The sequence below is a fragment of the Diaminobutyricibacter sp. McL0608 genome (genome assembly GCF_039613825.1).
GTDB lineage: Bacteria > Actinomycetota > Actinomycetes > Actinomycetales > Microbacteriaceae > Diaminobutyricibacter.
The window spans coordinates 898,281-914,066 of record NZ_CP154826.1 but is presented as its reverse complement, the minus strand read 5'-3'; the positions used below and the strand labels follow the sequence as shown (position 1 = coordinate 914,066).

Here is a 15,786-nt window from a genome sequence, read left to right as displayed (position 1 = left end):
CAACTGAACGCTATTCGCGTCCGCCGCTCCTCGACAAGGACCGGGCCATGCACGTTCGTGCATTATCGGAGGGCAGGAGCCTCGCTTCCGTTTCCGGTCACGAGGTGTACCCCGTGTGCGGCTGAGAGTTCACCTATAAACGCATCTTCCTCCTCAACCCGCCTAGATTGCGACCATCCGAGCTCTCTTGATGCAATTTCGCCGATTTCCGCTACGACCGGGCGTGTCACTGAACCAGTGAACGCGAGACTGGTGCGGCGGAGGAAAATGTCGGCGAGATGGGCCACATGCTCGGTGCGGATCAGGTACGCGAGTTCGGCGGTGCTGTACTCGGGCGCCGACGCCAGCGGTGCGTCGTCGACAGCCGATACGGCCTCGATCACGGCCTTCGCCTTCGTTCCGTAGCGTTCGAGCATCCGTCCAGCACGTTCCGCACCGATATCGGCGCCGTAGCGGGCGATCCAGTCGCGTCGAGCTGCGTCGCCCGCCGGATATCCCACCCCTCCGCCGATCGCGAGGCCCGCGGTCTGAACGGTGCGGTCGACGCCGAGAGCTGCGAGCACATCGTTGCTGAGGTGCTCGCTCAGGGCCCGGAAGGTGGTCCACTTGCCGCCGACCAGGCTCAGCAGCGTCGTGCTGCCGAGCCCCGGGACCGTTCCGTTGACGATCCGGTAGTCGCGGGAGACGAACCCGGGCTGGGTGTCGTCGTGATGGGGCAGCGGCCGCACGCCGGAGAAGCTGTAGACGATCTGCGACCGCTCAACGGCGATGTCCGGGAAAACGTGCGCGACCAGTTCGATGAAGTAGGCGATCTCCTCATCTGTGCAGACGGCGGGCACCGACATGTCCGCTTCGAGGTCGGTGGTGCCGACCATGACCTTCCCCTTCAGCGGGTAGATCAGCACGATGCGGCCGTCGTCGTTCTCGAAGAACATCTCGCGCCCTTTGCAGGCGTCGAGGAGCGCCGGGTTGTCGAGGACGATGTGCGAGCCCTTCGTGCCGCCCATGTACTCCGTCGGCCGGCCGAGCGCCGCGTTCGTGAGGTCCGTCCACGGACCCGAGGCGTTCACGACGACCTCCGCCTGGATCACGAACTCGGCACCGGAGAGCCGATCGCGCACGAGAACTCCCCCGTCGCGGGTGCCGATCGCCTCGACGTAGTTCGCCGAGCGAGCCCGGGGCCCCACCGCTCTCCCGTCCTCCAGGACGTCGAGCGCGAGCCGTTCGGGATCGTGTACCGACGCGTCGAAATACGTGGCCGTGTACTTGAGGCCGGGATTGAGCTCGGGCTGCGTCTGGAGGGATCTGGTGCGTCCGGCGAACTGGTGGCGGGGCACAGCGCCACCGTCTCGTGAGAATGCGTCGTAGAGCGTCAGCCCGGTCTTGATCAGGACGGCGCCGCGCTCCTTGGTCGAACCCTGCTTGTGGGTGAGGAACCGCAGAGGCGCTGCCAGGATGCCGGAGAAGGTCGAGAAGATGGGGATGGTGGTCTTCAACGGCTTGACGTAGTGCGGCGCGATCTTCAGGAGCCCGTTCCGCTCGGTCACCGACTCGCGCACGAGCCGGAACTCGCCGTTCTCGAGGTACCGTATGCCGCCGTGGATCATGTGGCTGGAGGATGCGGATGCTCCGGACGCGTAGTCGTTGCGCTCGACGAGCACCACATCCACGCCCTGGAGTGCGAGGTCGCGGAAGGTTCCGAGACCGTTGATGCCTCCCCCGATGATGAGCACCTGGGCGGTGGGCCGCTCGCGGACGCTCTCGACGTCCATCCTCAGGTCACCTGTCGCTCCCGACTGCGTTGTCACTGTCCCTACCTGTGTTTCTCTTGCTCGGTGCACGCCGGCCGGTGTGCGCAGCTATAGTTTGGGAAGTCGGACAAGATTGTTCAAGCTGACTGCACATACGTGCAGAGGAGGATCGATGGCTCAAACCGAGACGGACAACCTTCCGGAGAAGGTGAGGGACGCACTCAAAGCGGGACACCTGTATTACATGCAGGACCTCACGATGGAAGCGATCGCCCACGAGATGCACACCTCGCGTTCCAGTGTTTCGCGGCTGCTCAGCTATGCCCGCGCATCCGGGCTCGTCACCATCCAGATCGCGACGCCCAACGAGGGAGCCTCGCGCACCCAGCAGGACATCCACGAGCGTTACGGAATCGCGGCACACATCGTCCCGGTCCCCGCGAACATCAGCGACGTCGACCGGCTGGAGCGCGTGGCCATCTCGGCTGCACGAATTCTCGACCGCTTCATCGACTCCAACATGACCGTTGGAATCGCCTGGGGCTCGACGATCAGCGCACTGAGCCGCCACCTGATCCCGAAGGACCTGCACAACCTCGAGTTCGTGCAGCTCAACGGAGCCGGGAACACGAACACCACCGGCGTGCTGTATGCGAGCGAGATCCTGCGGCGCTTCGGCGACACGTTCGCCGGCACCATCCAGGAGTTCCCGGTACCCGCGCTCTTCGACGACGCTCTGACCAGGGAAGCCATGTGGCGCGAGCGGAGCACCCGGCGCATCCTCGACATCCAGAGCCGGATGGAGGTCGCGATCTTCGGGCTCGGTTCACCGTTCTCGGAGGTACGGTCGCACGTCTACGCCGGCGGCTACCTCGAGGCGGCGGACTACGCGGCACTCACGGAGTCCGGTGTGGTCGGTGACGTCGCCACCGTGTTCTTCCGCGAAGACGGGAGCCACCACGGCATCCCCCTGAACGAGCGGGCCAGCGGCCCCGACATCGACCTGATCAAACAGGTGCCGCGACGGGTGTGCGTCGTCTCGGGGCCGTCGAAGGTCCACAGTCTGCGTGGAGCGCTCGCTGCCGAACTGATCACGGACCTCATCGTCGATGAAGGGACCGCCCGAGCGCTCGTCGCCTCGGCGGACGCCTGAGCGTCCGACAGGACGGAAGATCGGCCTGGACGTCGGGAATAGTCGGACCGCTCATGCGTTGATCTAGACTCAGAAGCAGAAACGTGCTCCGGGGTCGGTGAAAGTCCGAACCGGCGGTGATAGTCCGCGAGCGGGAAGACGACCAGTCGTCGACCTGCTGAGCCGGTGGAATTCCGGCACCGACGGTAATGGTTTCGCGCGAGGAATCGTGCGGCGCCTCAGTCCGGATGGGAGGCAGCACGAGCAGAGGAGCGCGCGAGCGATCCATCTGTGACGGTGTCTATTTCGTCACCACCACCCCGGAACGTCTCGAAAACGAGAGATGGGATCCGGATGCCCGAGCCAGGCGGCTACGCAGCGGCGATGTCCCGCGCGCTCGCCTTAGCCCACAACGGGCCGGCGACAGGCATCAATCCGCGCGTCGGCTGTGTGATCGTCGGCGTCGACGGCTCGATCATCGGGGAGGGCTGGCACCGCGGTGTCGGCACAGCGCACGCAGAAGTGGACGCGCTCAGCAAGCTGGGACACGGAGCAGCCCGCGGCGCGACAGCCGTGGTGACCCTCGAACCGTGCAATCACACCGGTCATACCGGGCCCTGCTCGGTAGCGCTCATCGAAGCCGGTGTCGCGCGCGTCGTCTACGCGGTGAGCGATCCCGGCCACGCGTCGGGCGGAGGAGCGGCCCGGCTGCGGGCTGCCGGCGTCGACGTGATCGGCGGCGTACTCGCCCGGGACGTACAGGACTTCCTCGACGACTGGCTGACGGCCGCACGGCTCGGCCGGCCGTTCGTGGCCGTCAAATGGGCGAGCAGCCTCGACGGCCGCATCGCCGCATCCGACGGCACGAGCCAGTGGATCACCGGGACGGCCGCCCGTCAGCGGGTGCACGAACAGCGGGAAGCCTCCGACGCGATCATCGTCGGAACGGGCACGGTCCTCGCCGACGATCCGAGCCTCACCGCCCGCGGGGACGGCGGGGAGTTGCTCGCGGCCCAGCCGACGCCCGTGATCGTCGGAACCCGCAGCATCCCGTCGGACGCTGCTGTCTTCCGTCACCCGCACTCCCCCGTCATCCTGCCGACACACGACGTCGCTGAGGTACTCCGCGACCTCCGGGCCCGCGGTTTCCGCCGCGCCTACGTCGAGGGCGGACCAACCCTGATCAGCGCCTTCGTCGCCGCCGGACTGGTCGACGAATACCTGATCTACCTCGCCCCCTCGCTGATCGGTGGAGACCGGCTCGCCCTCGGCGACATCGGCGTCACCACGATCAACGAGCAGCGGCGGCTCGAGATCACGTCTGTCGAGCAGCTCGGCTCCGACCTGCTCATCACAGCGCGGCCTCGTCAGGCAGCGGCATCCACCCACAGCGAAGGAACCTAGGCATGTTCACCGGCATCATCGAAGAACTCGGCGAGATCACCGCCGTCGACTGGGCGGACGACGCGGCACGCGTCACGGTTCGCGGACCGGTCGCCGTGACCGGGGCGCGCCATGGCGACTCCATCTCGGTGAGCGGCGTCTGCCTGACCGTGATCGACCAGACCGCGGACTCCTTCACGGCGGATGTCATGGCAGAGACGCTCGCGATGAGCACCCTCGACGGGGTGGCTGCCGGACGTCGGGTGAATCTCGAGCGCGCGGCCCAGGTCGGGGACCGCCTCGGCGGGCACATCGTGCAGGGCCACATCGACGGCACCGCGACCGTTCTGTCGATCACCGACGGGAGCGCCTGGCGGGTGGTCCGCTTCAGCCTGGACCCTGAGCATGCCGCACTGGTGGTGCGCAAGGGGTCGATCGCGATCGACGGCGTATCGCTCACCGTGAGCGCCGTCGGCGGAGGTCTCGACGACGGCTGGTTCGAAGTGTCGCTCATCCCCGAGACGCTCCAGGCGACGACCCTCGGCGACCGTGTCGTCGGGGACCGCGTGAACATCGAGACAGACATCCTGGCCAGGCATGTGGAACGCATGCTGAGCCTCGGTTACGCCGCACCCGCGCTCGTGACCCAAACCGAATCATCGAGGAGCGACGCATGAGTCTCGCCACCATCCCCCAGGCCCTCACCGAGCTTCGTGCCGGCCGGCCCATCATCGTCGCGGACAACGAGAGCCGCGAGAACGAGGGCGACGTGATCATCGCCGCCGAGCTCGCCAGCCAGGAATGGATCGCCTGGACCGTGCGCAACTCGTCGGGGTTCATCTGCGCACCGATGACCAACGAGATCGCCGACCGGCTCGAGCTGCCCGTGATGGTGGCGAACAACGAGGACGCGCGGGGTACCAACTACACGATCAGCGTGGATGCGGCCGACCGTCTCAGTACCGGCATCAGCGCCGCCGACCGGGCCCACACTCTTCGCGTGCTCGCCGATCTCGACTCGACGCCCGCCAGCCTCCACCGGCCCGGCCACATCCTCCCCCTCCGCGCCGTCGACGGCGGTGTACGTGAGCGCGACGGTCACACCGAGGCTGCGGTCGACCTGCTCAAACTGGCCGGACTCACGCCCGTCGCTGCGATCGCCGAGATCGTCGCCGACGACGGCGAGATGATGCGGTTGCCAGGGCTCATCGAGCTCGGCGAGCGTGACGGAGTGCTCGTCATCACCATCGAGGCGCTGATCGCGTACCTGCAGGAATTCCACTGCGACCAGCAGCTCGCGACCGTCACGCCCATCCCAGAGTCGTCGCGCGTCATCTTCGAGGTGGAGACCACCGTCCCGACCGAGCACGGACCGTTCACCATGCGCGCCTATCGTGACCGGATGACCGGCGCAGACCACGTCGCCATCGTCGCCGGTCATCCCGCCTCCGACGGCACGCTCGTGCGTGTGCACTCGGAGTGCCTGACCGGTGAGGCGTTCGGATCTCTCAAGTGCGAGTGCGGGCCGCAGCTCGACGCCGCCCTGGAGACCATCCAGCGCGACGGCGGGGTCGTCATCTACCTGCGCGGACACGAAGGACGCGGGATCGGCCTCATCAACAAGCTCCGCGCCTACCGTCTCCAGGAGGAGGGCCTCGACACGCTCGACGCGAACCTCGCGCTCGGCCTCCCGATCGACGCCCGCGACTACGGGGCGGCGACAGCCATCCTGCAGGACCTCGGCATCGATTCGGTACGCCTGCTGACCAACAACCCGGAGAAGGTGCGCCAGCTCGAGGAACGGGGCATCGAGGTCACCGAGCGCGTGCCGCTCGTCGTCGGCGTCGGCGCGTTCAACGAGAGCTACCTCGAAACCAAGCGTGACCGCATGGGTCACTCGATCACGGACAGCCAGCTCGCCGACACCGTGCGGGCTTCTGCGGAAGGAACAGTGCGATGAGCGGAGCCGGAGCGCCGGAGACTCTGGAGAAGGTCGACGGGACCGGGCTGACGGTCGTCGTCGTCGCGGGCACCTGGCACGAAGAGATCACGGACGGCCTGATCGCGGGTGCCGAGCGCGTGCTGGCCGAATCGGGCGCTGCGTACACGATCGTGCGCGTGCCGGGCAGCTTCGAACTCCCGGTCGTGAGCAAGACGGCCCTGGAGAACGGCGCGGATGCGGTGGTCGCGCTCGGCGTGATCATCCGCGGAGGGACGCCCCACTTCGAATATGTGAGCGCGGCCGCGACGGATGGGCTCACCCGCGTCGCCCTCGACACTGGCAAGCCCGTCGGTTTCGGCGTGCTCACCCTCGACGACGAACAGCAGGGCCTGGATCGCGCCGGGCTTCCGGGTTCCAAAGAGGACAAGGGCGCCGAGGCGGCCCACGCCGCGCTCGCGACGGCCGTGGTGCTGCGCGGTCTCGCCACGCGCTAGATGCTCCGGTGCGTGTGCCGGGTCAGGGCTTCCAGACCATAAGGACGACGACGGCGACGAGCAGCAGTGAGGCGATGCCGGAGCCGGCCGCGATCGCGGGATAGCCGGCCTTCGGCGACCCTACTGCCTCATCGGTCGTTCCACCCGCCGCAGCCGCACCAGGCGCCTCCAGTGCTTCCGCCGCATGTCGCATGGTCGGTACGACCAGGAACAGGGTCAGGCCGAGGGCAACGATGTAGAGCACGATCGACCAGAGGACCCAGGGCGTGCCGACCGACAGGTGGAACTTGGGGTCTGCCATGCCGACGAGGGCGAAGCCGAGCACGAAGACGATCAGCGACAGCAGCGCGAACAGGTTGGTCGACTTCGCGAGCGTCCCGACCTGTGCGGCGTTGCCTGCGCGAACGGCACGCATCGCGCTCATCGGGAGAATCGCCATCGGGCCGACGATGAAGACGGCGCCCACGACATGGAGGACGGCAAAGAGAGTATCCATGGTTTCAGCCTAGCGAGGCTCTTGTTTCCTTAGCTAAACGGCTATATATTAACGACATGGCTACACAATTGGATGCGGCGTGGGATGCTCTCGCCGACCCGACCCGCAGGCGCATCGTCGAACTCCTCGTGCAGGAGCCGATGCGCGCCGGAGCCGTGGCCGACGCGTTCCCCGTCGCCGCACCCACCATCAGCCGGCACTTGCGCGTACTGCGCAAAGCCGGTCTCATCGAAGAGACGCGGGTCGACGACGACGCCCGGGTCAAGCTGTATCGCCTGCGCCGCGAACCGTTCGGCGACCTCGGCGCCTGGCTCGACCAGGTCCAGTCGTTCTGGCGCGATCAACTCGAAGCCTTCGCGGCCGAGGTGACCCGGCAGGCGGATGCGGGCAGCGCACACGAAGGGAAAGAACGATGAGCGAAGAACAGGCCACCAGCGACCCGAACATCGTCGCGACGGCATCCATCCTCGTCCCCACCGACGAAGGCACGGCCTTCCGGGTGTTCACCGAGCAGATCGGCACCTGGTGGCGGCGCGGAACCCACTACTGGAACGACTCCGCGCGGGGTCTCCGGCTCGAATTCGAGCCCGGCGTGGGAGGCGCGCTCCGCGAGGTCTACGATGAGGCCGGGGACGACGCCCTCGAGATCGGCCGGATCACGGATTGGGTCCCCGGCGAACACCTGGCCTACACGTGGCGCGAAGCCGGCTGGGACGACGCAGCCACGTTCGTCGACATCCACTTCGCACCCGCCGACGGCGGCACCCTCGTCACCGTCGTGCACTCCGGGTGGAGCGTGTCGGGCACGGCGAAGACGGCTACGACCGCGGCTACGAGCAGGGCTGGAACGAACTGCTCGGCTGGTATTCGGATGCGGCCCGCGGCGTGGCAGCGCACGCCTGATGTTCACCCACGTCGCCATCCATCATCCGCATCCGGAGCATCGCGAGGCGCTCCGGGCATCCATGCGGCGGGTGGACGCGGCCGCTCGCGCGTCCGCCGGCCTGATCCGGATCGACGACTGGGCGGAGATCGACGGCGACCGATTGGTCGGCATCGCGATCTGGGAGTCGCGCGGAGCGTTCGAGGCGGCAGCGCATTCCATGTTCGCGGTCGTCGCCGGCGATCCGTTCGACGTATGGTGGGCGGCGCCTCCCGAGACGATCTACCTCGAGTCCTAGTCGAGGAACAGCGCGCGCAGCCTGCGCGTGGTGATGACGAGCCCGATGGCGATCATCACCAGGAAATACAGCACGTGCAGGAGCATCGCCGGGTACACGTCGCCGGTTGTCAGGCCACGCACGAGTTCCACGCCGTGCCACAGCGGCATCGCCTGGATGATGACCCGGATCCATTCGGGGTAGACCGTGATCGGGTAGAACGTGGCCGACAACAGGAACATCGGGAGCATGATGAAGTTGATCCAGTCCATCTGCTGGAACGTCTTCATATAGCTGGTGATGCCCATCCCGAAGCTTGCGAAGCCGAACGCGATCAGCAGGACCGCAGGAAGCGCCAGCAGGGCCCACCACGAGAGGTTGAGGCCTAGGACCTGCATGACGATCATGAAGCCGACCGCGTAGAGCGCACCCCGCAGCAGCGCCATCAGGATCTCGCCGAGCGCGACATCGAGCGGGCCGAGCGAGGTGGACAGCATCCCCTCGTAGAGCTTGGCGAAGTGCATTTTGAAGAAGACGTTCCACGTCGAGTCGTAGACGGCGCCGTTCATGGCCGCCGTCGCCAGCAGCGCGGGTGCGATGAACGCCGCGTAGGGAATGACCTGTCCGCTCGAGGTGGTGACGTCGCCGACCATCTTGCCGAACCCGATGCCCAGCGAGAGCAGGTAGAAGATCGGCTCGAAGAATCCGCTCACGACGACCAGCCAGTTGGTGCTCCGCGTGGCGAACCAACTGCGCTGCATCACCGAGGAGGCGTTGCCCGCATAGAGCGCGCGCATCGGCCGCAGGCGCGGAACGGTCGCGACGAGATCGGAATCGGTCGAGGTCATTTGTTCAGCCTCCGGGCGGCGATGCGCCGGGTCCAGACCCAGCCGACGGCGAAGAGCGCGCTGAGGTAGAGCACGTGGACGATGGTGAGCCAGATCGGCTCGGCGGCACCGTAGGAGAACACGCGCGCGAGCTCGGTGCCGTGCCAGAGCGGAGACACCCATCCGATCCACTGCAGATAGTCGGGCATCTGGCTCAGCGGGAAGAACGTGCCGGAGAAGAGGGTCATCGGCAGCAGCACGAAGCGCATCAGCATGGCGATCTGCCCGGTGTCCTGCTCGAGCGTCGAGACGTAGGTCATCACGGGAGCGCCGAAGGCGAGACCCGTGAGCACAGCCACGAAGATCGCCAGGAAGCCGATCGGTGACGGGACGGCGCCGAAGAACAACATGAAGATGAAGTAGAGCACGGACGTGCCGAGCAGTCGCGCGGTCACCGAGATCACGACGCCGTCGATGATCTGGCCCGGCACGATCGGCGAGGAGTTCATGCCGTAGAAGGTCGGGTTCCATTTGAAGCCGAGCATGATCGGGTAGGTGAACTCCTCGCTGGCGACGGTGACGGCCGCCGTGCAGAGGAGCGCGGGCGCGACGAATTCGAGATAGCTGACGCCGTCGACGGCGTTCGGTCCCAGGTTGCTGCTCACCAGGCTGCCGAGGCCGACACCCATCGCGAACAGGTAGAGGAACGGATTGCCGATGCCCGTGACGAGCACCGTCTGCAGGTAGGACCGCATGACGCGGAACCGATGCTCCGCGACGTACCAGCCGCCGAAGCGGCGCGGCCTGACCGCGGCGAGACGGGCGCGGTCCGTGTCGCCGAGGGAAGTGAGGGTCTCGGTCATTCGATCAGGCTCCGGCCGGTCAGGCGCAGGAAGACGTCTTCGAGGCTCGAGCGCCGCACGAGGCTGGTGATGGGGTGCAGGCCGCGCTCGGTGATCCTCACCAGCTCCGCCTCGCCGTCCGAGCTGTAGACGAGGATGCGATCAGGGAGTACTTCGATGCGCTCGCCGACGCCATCCAGCTGCTCGGCGACCTCGACGTTCTTCTCCGACCCGAAGCGCACCTCGAGCACTTCGCGCGACGAGTACTGGCGGATGAGCGCCGCCGGTGCCCCTTCGGCCATGATGCGGCCCTTGTCGACGACGACCAGCCGGTCGCACAGCTGCTCGGCCTCATCCATGTAGTGGGTGGTCAGCACGAGTGTCGTGCCCTGCTCCTTGAGGCGGAACAAGCGGTCCCAGAGGATGTGCCGAGCCTGCGGGTCGAGGCCCGTTGTCGGTTCGTCGAGCAGCAGGATGCGCGGATCGTTGATCAGGGCCCGCGCGATCGTCAGCCGCCGCTTCATCCCGCCCGAGAGGTCGTCGACCTTCGACTTCGCCTTGTCTTCGAGCTGTGCGAACGCCAGCAGCTCATCGGCGCGCTTCTTGACACGGGCGGTCGGGAGGCCGAAATAGCGCCCGTAGACGATGAGGTTCTCGCGGACACGGAGCTCGGTGTCGAGATTGTCGGTCTGCGGCACGACGCCGAGTTGCGAGCGGATCTCGGGACCGTACTTGTCCGGGTCGAGGCCCAGGATGCTGAGGTCGCCCTCGGTTCGGGCCGAAACGGCTCCCACCATGCGCATTGTCGTGGACTTGCCGGCTCCGTTGGGACCGAGGAGACCGAACGACTCCCCCGGCGCGACCTCGAAGCTGATCCCGTCGACGGCGGGAAATCCCTTGTACTTCTTGACGAGGTTCGTAGCGGTGATGACAGGCGTTGGCACAGTGCATAACTGTAGACCAGACCGCCGACACCGGGTGCGCGACCGAGTCCGTCAGAAGTTCGCGATCCCCTTGCCGATGAGGACGACACCGATGACGAGCAGCAGCGTCGTCATGATCGCTGCGTTGTGGTGCACGAGCCATACGCGCAGCCGTTCCAGTGGGGCGGCCATCTGCTTGGAGGCGATCAGGTAGGCGACGACGGGGACGAGCACCGTGCTCGCCGCGATCACCACGAAGATCGCTGATGCGATCACCGTCTGGCCGATCGTGAGCGCCGCCGAACCGATCGCGAGACCGGCGGCCACCGCCATGAGGAGATTCTTGGGGTTGACTGCGGACAGCAGGAAACCGAGACCGAAGCCTTTTCCCGCGTTCATCGAGTCGATCGCCTTCATCCAGCCGGGCAGGACCGCCTCCTGGCCGGGGCGCGGACGCTTGCGCCACTGCTGTGCGGCGAGGAGCAGCAGCAGAGCGCCCAGGATGATCTTGATCCATCCGGCGATCGGTTTCGCCGCAGTCGGATCGCTCGCCGGGATGATCGACGACAGAAGGATGAAGACGACCAGGGCGACGATGATCCCGACGACCCAGCCGAGCAGGAAGCCCACGCTCGTGCCCTTCGCCCGTGGCGACAGGAGCATGAGGATGGCCGCGATGATCGGGATCGGACTGATCGCGATCCCCAGCGCGGTCGGAAGGATCTCGCCGATGACACCGTTCATGAACGCGCCCCAATCAGTTCAGCTCTTCTAGAGCGAACCTACACGCTGGTCGCAACAGGCGGCCAGCACGAAGTACGGTCGAAGGTAGCGGTTCGCCGCGCATCCGACCCGGAATCGATCGAAGAAGAACCATGACCAACGCACCAACCCGACGCCGCCGTTTCGGGCGACCCACCGCAGACGAAGGGCCGCGCGCGCGGTTCAGCCAGCTGCTCCCCTACCTGTTCGAGCACAAAGCGGTCCTCTCCGTCGTCGTCGTACTCAGCATCCTCGGCGCCGCGGCGAGCCTCGCTCAACCGCTCCTCGTCGGTCAGGTGATCTCGACCGTTGAATCGCAGAAGCCGCTCGGACCGCTCGTCTGGCTGCTCGTCGTCCTGGTCATCGTCTCGGGGCTCATCTCGGGCTACCAGCACTACCTCCTGCAGCGCACGGGCGAAGGCGTCGTGCTGTCGTCGCGTCGCCGGCTGGTGGGGCGGATGCTGCGCCTCCCGATCAGCGAGTTCGACACCCGTCGCACGGGCGATCTCGTCTCGAGGGTCGGCTCGGACACGACGCTGCTGCGCGCCGTTCTCACCCAAGGCCTCGTGGAGGCGATCGGAGGAGCGCTGACCTTCCTCGGCGCCCTCGTCGCGATGGCGATCATCGACCCGGTGCTCCTCGGGCTGACCATCCTCGTCATCGCCGTCTCGATCATCGTCGTCGTGGGTCTCTCGGGGCGCATCCGAGTCGCAAGCCAGCGAGCGCAGACCAAAGTCGGCGACCTGGCTGCCGCTGTCGAACGCGCGATCAGCTCGGTGCGAACGATCCGCGCCGCCAATGCGACCGACCGCGAGATCGCGGCGATCGATGCGGATGCGGTGGGCGCGTGGAAGATGGGCATCCAGGTCGCGAAGATCTCCGCCCTCGTCGTCCCGGTCGCGGGCATCGCGATGCAGGTGTCGTTCCTCGTCGTGCTCGGCGTCGGCGGCTTCCGCGTTGCGAGCGGCGCGATCACGGTCGCGAACCTGGTCACGTTCATCCTGTTCCTGTTCATGATGATCCTGCCGCTGGGCCAGGCGTTCGGGGCGGTCACCGCGGTGAACGCGGCGCTCGGCGCACTGGGGCGCATCCAGGAGATCGTCGACCTGCCCGCCGAGGACCAGTTCGACCGGGACCTCGCTCCCCTGGCGATCACCGTCGGAGCCGTGAACGAGGCGATGGCACCGGATGCGCCGGCCATCGCATTCGTGGACGTGCATTTCTCCTACCCTGACGCGGCGATCGCGCCGCATGAGCGTTCGCAGAAGGATACCGACGCGGAACAGACGCGGACGCGGCGGGACGAGGCCAGGCGCGATGCCGTGGAGGCCCTGGGTGGAGTCGACATCGTCGCCGAAGCCGAGGCCGCCGCGGGGCTTCCGCTCGACCACGGTGTCGACGAGCTGCTTCCGCACGGCGGCGTCCTCCGGGGTGTCGACTTCGAGGCGCCGCGTGGGAAACGCACCGCGCTCGTCGGGCCGTCCGGCGCAGGGAAGTCGACCATCCTCGCCCTGATCGAGCGGTTCTACGACCCGACCGACGGTGTCGTGCACTTCGGCGGCCTCGACGTTCGCACGCTCGACCGCTCGACCCTCCGCTCGCAGATCGGGTACGTCGAGCAGGACGCGCCGGTACTGGCCGGCTCGCTCCGCGACAATCTCACCCTCGGAGCGCCCGACGCGACCGACGACCAGTGCATCGATGTGCTGCACGCGGTGAACCTCACCGAGGTGCTCGAACGCAATGAGCTCGGTCTGTCGGCGCCGGTCGGGGAGGACGGCATCATGCTCTCGGGCGGCGAGCGCCAGCGCCTCGCCATCGCGCGCGCCCTCCTCGCGGCGCCTCCGGTGCTGCTGCTCGACGAGTCGACCTCGAGCCTGGACGGCCGCAACGAGCAGCTGATGCGCGAGGCGATCGACGCGGTCGCCGAAGACCGGACGCTCATCGTGATCGCGCACCGGCTGTCGACTGTCGTCGACTCCGACCAGATCGTCGTCATCGACCACGGACAGGTCATCGGCACCGGCACGCACTCCGAGCTCGTCGTAACCACACCGCTCTACCGGGACCTGGCCAAGCACCAGCTCCTCGTCTAGAACCCACCCCGCGAGCACAGGAAAAAGCACCCCATTCTTGAAGGATGGGGTGCTTTTTCCTGTGCTCGGCTCCGTGTGAGGGCGAGCCCGCGGTCAGGCGCGGAGGTGGTAGCGGAGCGAGGCGAGCTCGGCCCGGAGAGCGGCTGGGACTCGCGTGCCGAACTGCTCGAAGTACTCTTCGGTCAGGTCGCACTCGTCGAGCCAGGAGCGGGAGTCGACCTCGAACAGGGCGTCGAGCGCTTCGTCGCTGATGTCGAGGCCGTCGAGGTCGAGCTGCGACGGGACAGGGAGGCGCCCGATCGGGGTGTCCACCGCATCCGCAGCACCTTCGATCCGACGGACGATCCACTCGATCACCCGCGAATTCTCCCCGAAGCCCGGCCACAGGAACTCCCCGTCGGCCCCTTTGCGGAACCAGTTCACCTGGAAGATCTTCGGGGCGTCCACGCCCAGGCGGTCGCCGACATGCAGCCAATGCGCCCAGTAGTCGGCCATGTTGTAGCCGCAGAACGGGAGCATGGCGAACGGGTCGCGGCGCAGCTCGCCGACCGTGCCCTCGGCAGCCGCCGTCTTCTCCGACGAGATCGTGGCGCCCATGAACACACCGTGGCGCCAGTCGCGCGCCTGGGCGACCAGCGGCACGTTCGTCGCGCGTCGGCCTCCGAAGAGGATGGCGTCGATGGGCACACCGTCGAGCGCGTCCCAGTCGTCAGCGATCGACGGGCACTGGGCAGCGGACACGGTGAAGCGGGAGTTCGGATGCGCGGCAGGGCGCCCGGAATCCGGCGTCCAGTCGTTGCCCTCCCAGTCGATCAGGTGCTGCGGCGCCTCGTCGGTGAGACCCTCCCACCAGACGTCGCCGTCGTCACGGAGCGCGACGTTGGTGAAGATCGTGTTGCCCCACAGGGTGTCGACCGCGGTCGCGTTGGTGGTGATGCCGGTGCCGGGAGCCACACCGAAGAACCCGGCCTCCGGGTTGATCGCGCGAAGCCTTCCGTCGCGGTCGCGGCGCAGCCAGGCGATGTCGTCGCCGATGGTCTCGACCTTCCAGCCCGGGATCGTCGGACGCAGCATCGCCAGGTTCGTCTTGCCGCACGCCGACGGGAACGCTGCGGCCAGGTGGTAGGCACGGCCCTCGGGAGAGGTCACCTTGATGATGAGCATGTGCTCGGCCAGCCAGCCCTCGTCGCGCGCCATCACGGAGGCGATGCGGAGCGCGAAGCACTTCTTCGCGAGCAGGGCATTGCCGCCGTAACCCGAACCGTAGGACCAGATCTCGCGGGTCTCGGGGAACTGCACGATGTACTTGGTCTCGTTGCAGGGCCAGAGCACATCGTCGCGCCGGACCCCGTCGTCGTCGATGAGGGGCGCCCCCACGCTGTGCACGGTCGCGACCCAGGGCGTCCCGGCCTCGATGAGGTCGAGCACCGGGCGGCCGGTGCGCGTCATGATGCCCATGCTGACCACGACGTACGGCGAGTCGGTGATCTCGACGCCGAGCTGCGAGATCGGGCCGCCGAGCGGGCCCATCGAGAACGGAACGACATACATCGTCCGGCCGCGCATGCTGCCTGCGAAGACGCCGTCGAGTTCGGAACGCATCTGCGCCGGGTCGCGCCAGTTGTTCGTGGGGCCGGCGTCATCGGGCTGCGTCGAACAGATGAAAGTGCGGTCCTCGACGCGGGCGACATCGCCGGCGTCGGTGCGCGCGAGGAAACTGTTGGGGCGCCACTCCGGGTTCAGCCGGATGAGCTTGCCCTCGGCCACGAGCTGCTTGGTCAGCTGGTCGGCCTCGCGCATCGAGCCGTCGCACCAGACGATCCGGTCGGGCTGGGTCAGTCGGGTGATCCCGTCGACCCAGTCGCGAAGAGCCCTGTCGGTGGTCGCCGGAGCGGGATCTCCGCCGGTGTCACCCTGGGTCCTCGGCAGCTCAGTGATCGTCATCGTGTGTCCTTTCGCTGAAAATTCTTCCGCCAAT

At 67.2% G+C, this 15,786-nt stretch carries 15 protein-coding genes, 1 pseudogene and 1 riboswitch; of the genes and pseudogenes, 9 read left to right on the top strand and 7 right to left on the bottom strand.

Annotated features, from left to right (window positions below):
• Nucleotides 1-62: 62 nt before the first annotated feature.
• Nucleotides 63-1,772 carry a glycerol-3-phosphate dehydrogenase/oxidase gene (locus tag AAYO93_RS04240; RefSeq protein WP_345764810.1) on the bottom strand — a complete coding sequence of 570 codons (1,710 nt, stop codon included), beginning with the start codon at nt 1,770-1,772 and terminating at the stop codon, nt 63-65.
• Nucleotides 1,773-1,923: 151 nt separating this feature from the next.
• Between AAYO93_RS04240 and AAYO93_RS04235 the strand changes: the two genes are divergently transcribed.
• The 5 genes from AAYO93_RS04235 (at nt 1,924) to ribH (ending at nt 6,702) form a co-directional block, all read left to right on the top strand.
• Nucleotides 1,924-2,904 (top strand): sugar-binding transcriptional regulator, encoded by a 981-nt coding sequence (locus AAYO93_RS04235; protein ID WP_345763766.1) that lies wholly within the window; start codon nt 1,924-1,926, stop codon nt 2,902-2,904.
• Between the two features lie 80 nt (nt 2,905-2,984).
• A riboswitch (FMN riboswitch) is annotated at nt 2,985-3,148 on the top strand.
• Between the two features lie 89 nt (nt 3,149-3,237).
• On the top strand, nt 3,238-4,287 hold the full coding sequence (ribD, locus tag AAYO93_RS04230; RefSeq protein ID WP_345763765.1) for a bifunctional diaminohydroxyphosphoribosylaminopyrimidine deaminase/5-amino-6-(5-phosphoribosylamino)uracil reductase RibD: 1,050 nt from the start codon (nt 3,238-3,240) through the stop codon (nt 4,285-4,287).
• Nucleotides 4,288-4,289: 2 nt separating this feature from the next.
• Complete coding sequence (locus AAYO93_RS04225; RefSeq protein ID WP_345763764.1) at nt 4,290-4,943, top strand: riboflavin synthase; 654 nt, start codon at nt 4,290-4,292, stop codon at nt 4,941-4,943.
• The gene (gene ribA / locus AAYO93_RS04220) at nt 4,940-6,226 is read left to right on the top strand and encodes a GTP cyclohydrolase II (RefSeq protein ID WP_345763763.1); all 1,287 of its coding nucleotides are present in this window, start codon (nt 4,940-4,942) and stop codon (nt 6,224-6,226) included. Before AAYO93_RS04225 ends, ribA begins: the two co-directional genes overlap by 4 nt.
• Nucleotides 6,223-6,702, top strand: a complete 480-nt coding sequence (gene ribH, locus AAYO93_RS04215; RefSeq protein WP_345763762.1) for a 6,7-dimethyl-8-ribityllumazine synthase — start codon at nt 6,223-6,225, stop codon at nt 6,700-6,702. The genes ribA and ribH overlap by 4 nt, the downstream gene beginning before the upstream one ends.
• Nucleotides 6,703-6,724: 22 nt before the next feature.
• Here ribH and AAYO93_RS04210 read toward each other — a convergent pair whose 3' ends face one another.
• Nucleotides 6,725-7,198, bottom strand: a complete 474-nt coding sequence (locus tag AAYO93_RS04210) for a DUF2269 family protein (RefSeq protein ID WP_345763761.1) — start codon at nt 7,196-7,198, stop codon at nt 6,725-6,727.
• Nucleotides 7,199-7,254: 56 nt separating this feature from the next.
• Here AAYO93_RS04210 and AAYO93_RS04205 point away from each other — a divergent pair, with 56 nt between their 5' ends.
• From AAYO93_RS04205 to AAYO93_RS04200, 3 genes and pseudogenes are all read left to right on the top strand, one after another.
• Entirely contained in the window at nt 7,255-7,614 is a 360-nt protein-coding gene (locus AAYO93_RS04205; RefSeq protein ID WP_345763760.1) for an ArsR/SmtB family transcription factor, read from the top strand.
• Nucleotides 7,611-7,955, top strand: a pseudogene (locus tag AAYO93_RS20175) (hypothetical protein); the annotation flags it as partial. The gene AAYO93_RS04205 and the pseudogene AAYO93_RS20175, both read left to right, overlap by 4 nt.
• A gap of 145 nt (nt 7,956-8,100) precedes the next feature.
• Complete coding sequence (locus AAYO93_RS04200; RefSeq protein ID WP_345763759.1) at nt 8,101-8,379, top strand: putative quinol monooxygenase; 279 nt, start codon at nt 8,101-8,103, stop codon at nt 8,377-8,379.
• Here the strand turns inward: AAYO93_RS04200 and AAYO93_RS04195 are convergent.
• From AAYO93_RS04195 to AAYO93_RS04180, 4 genes are read right to left on the bottom strand one after another with little or no spacing between them, the layout of a single operon-like run.
• Complete coding sequence (locus AAYO93_RS04195) at nt 8,376-9,206, bottom strand: ABC transporter permease (protein ID WP_345763758.1); 831 nt, start codon at nt 9,204-9,206, stop codon at nt 8,376-8,378. The two genes, AAYO93_RS04200 and AAYO93_RS04195, sit on opposite strands and share 4 nt — an antisense overlap.
• A complete protein-coding gene (locus AAYO93_RS04190) occupies nt 9,203-10,048 on the bottom strand; it encodes an ABC transporter permease (protein WP_345763757.1) in 846 nt (281 codons plus the stop codon). The genes AAYO93_RS04195 and AAYO93_RS04190 overlap by 4 nt, the downstream gene beginning before the upstream one ends.
• Complete coding sequence (locus AAYO93_RS04185) at nt 10,045-10,971, bottom strand: ABC transporter ATP-binding protein (protein WP_345763756.1); 927 nt, start codon at nt 10,969-10,971, stop codon at nt 10,045-10,047. Before AAYO93_RS04185 ends, AAYO93_RS04190 begins: the two co-directional genes overlap by 4 nt.
• A 51-nt stretch (nt 10,972-11,022) precedes the next feature.
• A complete protein-coding gene (locus tag AAYO93_RS04180; RefSeq protein ID WP_345763755.1) occupies nt 11,023-11,694 on the bottom strand; it encodes a GAP family protein in 672 nt (223 codons plus the stop codon).
• Between the two features lie 131 nt (nt 11,695-11,825).
• Between AAYO93_RS04180 and AAYO93_RS04175 the strand changes: the two genes are divergently transcribed.
• Nucleotides 11,826-13,808, top strand: a complete 1,983-nt coding sequence (locus tag AAYO93_RS04175; protein WP_345763754.1) for an ABC transporter ATP-binding protein — start codon at nt 11,826-11,828, stop codon at nt 13,806-13,808.
• 93 nt (nt 13,809-13,901) lie between these two features.
• Here the strand turns inward: AAYO93_RS04175 and AAYO93_RS04170 are convergent, their stop codons facing one another.
• Nucleotides 13,902-15,752: a phosphoenolpyruvate carboxykinase (GTP) gene (locus AAYO93_RS04170; RefSeq protein WP_345763753.1), complete on the bottom strand. Its 1,851-nt coding sequence runs from the start codon at nt 15,750-15,752 to the stop codon at nt 13,902-13,904.
• Between the last annotated feature and the right edge of the window lie 34 nt (nt 15,753-15,786).

Coding starts and splice junctions, on each gene's coding strand:
- AAYO93_RS04240 (WP_345764810.1), bottom strand. CDS start 1,772: ATGGACGTCGAGAGCGTCCGCGAGCGGCCCACCGCCCAGGTGCTCATC.
- AAYO93_RS04235 (WP_345763766.1), top strand. CDS start 1,924: ATGGCTCAAACCGAGACGGACAACCTTCCGGAGAAGGTGAGGGACGCA.
- ribD (WP_345763765.1), top strand. CDS start 3,238: ATGCCCGAGCCAGGCGGCTACGCAGCGGCGATGTCCCGCGCGCTCGCC.
- AAYO93_RS04225 (WP_345763764.1), top strand. CDS start 4,290: ATGTTCACCGGCATCATCGAAGAACTCGGCGAGATCACCGCCGTCGAC.
- ribA (WP_345763763.1), top strand. CDS start 4,940: ATGAGTCTCGCCACCATCCCCCAGGCCCTCACCGAGCTTCGTGCCGGC.
- ribH (WP_345763762.1), top strand. CDS start 6,223: ATGAGCGGAGCCGGAGCGCCGGAGACTCTGGAGAAGGTCGACGGGACC.
- AAYO93_RS04210 (WP_345763761.1), bottom strand. CDS start 7,198: ATGGATACTCTCTTTGCCGTCCTCCATGTCGTGGGCGCCGTCTTCATC.
- AAYO93_RS04205 (WP_345763760.1), top strand. CDS start 7,255: ATGGCTACACAATTGGATGCGGCGTGGGATGCTCTCGCCGACCCGACC.
- AAYO93_RS04200 (WP_345763759.1), top strand. CDS start 8,101: ATGTTCACCCACGTCGCCATCCATCATCCGCATCCGGAGCATCGCGAG.
- AAYO93_RS04195 (WP_345763758.1), bottom strand. CDS start 9,206: ATGACCTCGACCGATTCCGATCTCGTCGCGACCGTTCCGCGCCTGCGG.
- AAYO93_RS04190 (WP_345763757.1), bottom strand. CDS start 10,048: ATGACCGAGACCCTCACTTCCCTCGGCGACACGGACCGCGCCCGTCTC.
- AAYO93_RS04180 (WP_345763755.1), bottom strand. CDS start 11,694: ATGAACGGTGTCATCGGCGAGATCCTTCCGACCGCGCTGGGGATCGCG.
- AAYO93_RS04175 (WP_345763754.1), top strand. CDS start 11,826: ATGACCAACGCACCAACCCGACGCCGCCGTTTCGGGCGACCCACCGCA.
- AAYO93_RS04170 (WP_345763753.1), bottom strand. CDS start 15,752: ATGACGATCACTGAGCTGCCGAGGACCCAGGGTGACACCGGCGGAGAT.